The sequence below is a fragment of the Desulfosarcina sp. genome (assembly GCF_033791525.1).
In the GTDB taxonomy this organism is placed as follows: domain Bacteria; phylum Desulfobacterota; class Desulfobacteria; order Desulfobacterales; family Desulfosarcinaceae; genus Desulfosarcina.
This window is the reverse complement of sequence record NZ_JASJGN010000123.1, coordinates 1-4,986: the sequence shown is the minus strand read 5'-3', so window position 1 is coordinate 4,986 and position 4,986 is coordinate 1. Positions and strand designations below refer to the sequence as shown.

Here is a 4,986-nt window from a genome sequence, read left to right as displayed (position 1 = left end):
GCAATTATAAAGACTCCCATGGTTCCACCTACTGGGATGACCTGGTGGCTGCGGAAAAGGATGCCGGCCAGCGCTACCTGGGGCAGATCGGCCGCACGCATTGGTTGACCGCATTTGCTCCCATGGGGGTTGCCGGCGATGTCCTGGCAGTGGTGGAAGATGCCCGCTGCACCCTGGATCTCACTGCCGAAGACCTCATGGATATGGCCACCGGCTTGGCCCAATTGATGGCCGAATACGACAAGATGGGGGTTTACAGCTTCAACATGAATTTTTTTACCGCCGCCTGGGGCGATGATCATTTTCGTTTTCACCTGCTCTTTTCGCCCCGCACCTTTTTTAACCAGAAGCTGGGCACCCCGGACATCGGCGCCCTGCGCAACCTGTTCAACGAAACCCTGTGCATGGCCTTCCCGGAGGAAATCAACAAGCTGTTAAAGCAAGGCTTCTGAGGCACAACTGTTTTTTCAGGCAAAATGAGCCGGTCAGATGAATTTGTGAATTTTTTTACCCAGAATTATGAAAATTTATTCATAATTTGTTGCCAGCCGCTAAATCTAAAAAGTTTCTTTTCCAGTTGATTTTATTGATTAATTTTGCGTTCTCTTAAAATTTGCATATTTATTGCACTTACACCTGACCGGTATTACTTTTTAGGTATAAATCGTAGACAGGTTTAAGTCCGATCAGGCATTGGTGAAAGCATTTAAAAAATTGGTAAAAACCAAATTCAGCGAGGATAAACAAAATGATTGATAGATTAGATACGCATCCAACGTCGCGGGACTTTAAAGATCTTGATCAGCGAAGTGGAAAAGACAGGCGAGAGATGCATACCATGCTCGACCCCGATAGAGACAAAAGGAAAAAAAATAGGCGAAAAATGAGCCATCGAAGGGTCCCTTAGGACACTTGACCCTCATGCAGTTATTAAACGGCTGAATCCCAATGTCAGTGGCGGTCGGCGCAGTAGCCATCCAGCGAAGCCGACTGACAGAGGTTCTTTCCATGCAACGAACCGATCGATCATTCATCGAAAGACGGACAGGAAAAGACAGAAGACGTCTTTTCTCAATTAAAGGGCTTTTTCTTAGCAAACAGGATAGGCGCAGATCCAAGGAAAGACGGTCGGATAGCGAAAACCGTCAAAATTGGATCCGTGTCAGCAAATGGTCCAGTGCGCCCTTGAAACAATTGAAAATATCCAAATTTCTTCTGAAAACATCCAAGTTTAGATAGAAATTCGCCATGTCATTGACCCTTCCAGAAAATGGCCATCGAATCAAACACCACCTGTTCTAACCTCCTTAATTATAAATGGTTTCAAACAGGGCCTTGACAGATTGCCACAATGTGGTACCTTCTGTCAGGGGTGATTAATCATTTCTTTTACACCTCATCCGCTTTTTGAACTCAGTTGAATCGCTTTTCACCCCTGTTACCTGCAACCCTTTTATTCGATGGTCCCGATCACAACTCACGTGAACGGTTTCATCGAGATCAGGAGTTCTTTTATGATACCTCCAGACAAATACCTGAAATTTGCCGTGTCAGTCCTGATAATCGCCGGATTGGTGGCTGCCAGCAATGTCGCCGTCTTTGCAAAAAATGATCAGATCGCCAAGCCATACGGTGTGGCGATCAGAGGTTATGACCCGGTGGCCTATTTCACGGAGAGCATGGCTGTTCAGGGCAGCAGCGAGTATTCGCATACATGGAATGAAGCCAGCTGGTATTTTTCGACGCCTGAACACCGCGATCTATTTGCGGAAAATCCCGGAAAATATGCCCCTAAACATGGGGGTTTCTGAGCGGTCAGTTTGATAGCCGGCAAGGTTGCCGACGATAACCCCGAAGAGTGGAAGATTATAGATGGAAAACTCTATTTAGGGTGGGCTGAACCCGATTAGCGGGATCTCTGCTTCGCTCCGACAAACGACGGGGAATACGTTCGCTATCGCGGTTCAAAGCCCTTGTCCATATGCCGGGAAAGCGACTCATGCCAGATCATCGATTTAATAGGAAGCTTACGGCGATATTGAGTGCGGACGTCGAGGGCTACAGCCGTTTGATGAGCCTGGACGAGGCCGATACCGTGGTCACGCTCAAGGCCTGCAGAGCCATTATAAGCCGCCTGATCAGCAGTTACCATGGACGGGTTGTCGATTCGCCGGGCGATAACCTGTTGGCAGAATTTGCCAGTGTTGTCGATGCCGTTCAATCTGCCCTTAAGATTCAGGAGGAACTAAAAACAAGTAATGATGCGCTGCCCGCCGATCGCCAGATGGCTTTCAGGATCGGCATCAATCTGGGCGATGTGATCGAGGATGGTGATCGCATATACGGCGATGGCGTCAATATCGCGGCCAGAATAGAAGGACTGGCGAAGAGCGGTGGCATTTGCATCTCCGGAAGTGCTTACGAGCAGATTCAAAACAAAGTCCCGATCGGATGCGAATTTATTGGCAAGCAAACCGTAAAAAACATCGCCACCCCCGTTCCCGTATTCAGGATCTGGAAAGATCCCCAGGCAACCGCTTGCACGGTTGCTTCCACTGCACGGCCAAAACCTAAAAAATCCTATTTAACCGCAGCCGTAGCGGCCGCCATTGTTTTGATCGCAGCCGCAGCCGTGGTTGTGTATCAAGCCAAAAGTCCCCCCTTGCAGGTTAGTGAGGATGTCGCCAGTCCGCTTGATAATATAGCCACTGGGCGAGCTTCCATTGCCGTCTTGCCATTTACTAACCTGAGCGATGACCCCAACCAGGACTATTTCAGCGACGGGATTACCAATGATATCATCACCGACTTGTCCAAATTCAGCGGGCTGGCCGTTACGGCAAGCAACACCGTATTTAAATATAAAGGAAAATCACCCGACATCAGGGAGTTGGGTCAAACGCTGAATGTGAAATACATTCTTGAAGGCAGCATTCAAAAAGCGGGTGACCACGTCCGTATCAATTCACAGCTCATCGATACCACCACCGGGAATCATCTCTGGGCCGATCGGTTTAACCGTCGGATCGAGGACATCTTCGAACTACAGGATGAAATCGTAGAGACAACGGTCAAAAAGCTGACCGTAAAGGTGAATCAGTCGGAACGGGCCATGGCCATGCGCAAAAGCACGGGCAACCTTAAAGCCTACGATTATTACCTGCAGGCCTATCATCATCACTATCAACGAACCCTCGACGGCAATATTAAAGCGCGACAATTATTTCAAGAAGCGATAGCGCTTGACCCCAATTACGCCGCTGCCTATGTGGGCCTGGCCCAAGTAAGAGAACGCGCTGTCAATTTCGGTTACACTGAATTTCCCAATGTGGTCCTCCAGGAGGCACTCGATCTGGCCAAAAAAGCAGTTCAATTGGATTATTCCAACGCCAGCGCCCACGGCGAATTGGGATATTTGTACATGCGGTATGGGGAGTATGATCTCGCCAGGAGCGAGCTTCAAAAGGCGATTGAGCTGAATCCGAACGACTATATCAGCTATCGGCATATGGGCGCCGTGCTGTTATATTCCGGCCACCCTGATGAATCACTTGCGTGGCACAAGAAACATTTTGAATACAATCCTGACATTTCTCCGGGCAGTTATATGAATGTTGGTATTGCGCATTATCTCATAGGTAATGACGATAATGCGATTGATTGGCTAAAGCAGGCAGCAACCAAATGGCCAACTTTCTTAGGCGCCCACATTATTTTAGCCTCAATTTATGGAAATGCCAATCAATTGGAAAAGGCCGAAGCTGAAAAGGCTGAAATTTTGCGTCTTTCACCCTTTTTTAAAATCAAATTCTATGGGCAGGCCTATCAAAATCAAGCGCATCGCGACAAGATTTTAAGTGGACTACGAAAAGCGGGGATGAGCTAGGAAAGAGGTCTGAATATAACCGTTAACCGATAATGTCTCTCAGCGTGCAACCTAACACCCATTCAATCGCTTATTCGATTTTTCTCATCCTACTTCTATATGGCGTTGGGTATACGGATTCAAAAGAAACATCGGCAAGCGGGCCCGTCACTACCATAATCCTGATTCGTCATGCAGAAAGAGACAACTTCTTCAATATTACGGAGCAGGGCGGTGAGCGTGCAAAAGCGTTGGTAAAGGCCGTTAACGATTTTGAAATAACGGCGATTTACAGCCCGGATCTTGGCCGCAATGTGGATACGGTAAGACCGCTGGCCAACCATTTGAAAATTGATATTACCCTCACGCCCAGAATCACCAAGTCTTCGATTGATCGGATAATCAATCAAATTAACACCACACACGCAGGAGAAGTGGTTCTGTTGGTCGGCAACGGATCGGGCAACCTGCGATCGCTTCATCATCGGTTAGGTGGGCAGGGAGATGGGCCGGATCAGTACGGGGAACTGTTTATTTACACCATCACGGATCGCGGTCCGGTCAAAGTTGTTAAATCGAGATACGGACCCTAGTGACATTAAGCGAGTTTATGCACACCTTCGTTCATTCTCATTTCTTCTTTTTTCAATCACACTGATCCTCCTGTCCATTACGATCCTTCTGTTACGTCCGGATCTTCGATCAGGAAAATGAATCGTCAAGTAGTATTGGCGTCTTTCTATTCCTCGTCGCCTGCCGCTTTTTTCAAAAACTGGAATCATAATATCCCCTGTAATTCATTTCGAATTTGATAAGATAACGTCTTGGCGTGATGGCCTGAGAATCCTGAGAGAGGGTTCTGACATCTGTGCCACGGTTAACCCCAATGTTGCATAAAAATATTTGAAAAGTTAGCTAAACTATTGGAAACATATTTGATATAGTCAAGTTGCTATCATTTTCTGGATGTCACGAATGGTGAAGTCCAAGAATGTCACAGTTTCTCTCATTTTTTTTACCTTTCAGGAAAGCTGGAGGACTTCAGATCCCCGTCTTCAACGGGATCTGCGACCCGCGTAGTCAAGGGATCGCGGTAGCCGATTACAGTTTCACCCTTGACG

At 47.4% G+C, this 4,986-nt stretch carries 4 protein-coding genes; all 4 read left to right on the top strand.

All coding sequences use genetic code 11. The annotated features are described in order from the left end of the window. A partial coding sequence (locus QNK41_RS05875; RefSeq protein ID WP_319254721.1) for a hypothetical protein occupies positions 1-452 on the top strand: 452 nt, incomplete at its 5' end. Between the two features lie 1,029 nt (positions 453-1,481). Continuing rightward, positions 1,482-1,811 carry a YHS domain-containing (seleno)protein gene (locus tag QNK41_RS05870; protein ID WP_319254719.1) on the top strand — a complete coding sequence of 110 codons (330 nt, stop codon included), beginning with the start codon at positions 1,482-1,484 and terminating at the stop codon, positions 1,809-1,811. A 188-nt stretch (positions 1,812-1,999) separates the two neighbouring features. Next, entirely contained in the window at positions 2,000-3,886 is a 1,887-nt protein-coding gene (locus tag QNK41_RS05865; RefSeq protein ID WP_319254717.1) for an adenylate/guanylate cyclase domain-containing protein, read from the top strand. Positions 3,887-3,930: 44 nt separating this feature from the next. Then, positions 3,931-4,458, top strand: coding sequence for a phosphoglycerate mutase family protein (locus QNK41_RS05860; RefSeq protein ID WP_319254714.1), 528 nt, complete (start codon positions 3,931-3,933; stop codon positions 4,456-4,458). The last annotated feature ends 528 nt before the right edge of the window (positions 4,459-4,986 follow it).